The sequence below is a fragment of the Tepidibacillus infernus genome (assembly GCF_048898065.1).
Classification (GTDB): Bacteria; Bacillota; Bacilli; order Tepidibacillales; family Tepidibacillaceae; genus Tepidibacillus_B; species Tepidibacillus_B infernus.
Map to the genome: position 1 here is coordinate 1 of NZ_JBLWFI010000040.1, position 261 is coordinate 261.

General features: G+C 48.3%; 1 rRNA gene. It reads left to right on the forward strand.

Annotation, left to right across the window (positions count from 1 at the left end):
- Positions 1-261, forward strand: a 23S ribosomal RNA gene (locus tag TEPIDINF_RS14900); the annotation flags it as partial.

Genomic DNA, 261 nt, shown 5'->3' on the forward strand with positions numbered 1-261 from the left:
ATCTCCTAAGGCTAAATACTCCCTAGCAACCGATAGTGAAACAGTACCGTGAGGGAAAGGTGAAAAGCACCCCGGGAGGGGAGTGAAAAAGAACCTGAAACCGTGTGCTTACAAACAGTTGGAGCACAATATAAGTGTGACAGCGTGCCTTTTGTAGAATGAACCGGCGAGTTACGATTGCGTGCAAGGTTAAAGTGAAGAGCTGGAGCCGTAGCGAAAGCGAGTCTTAAAAGGGCGAAAGTACGTAGTCGTAGACCCGAA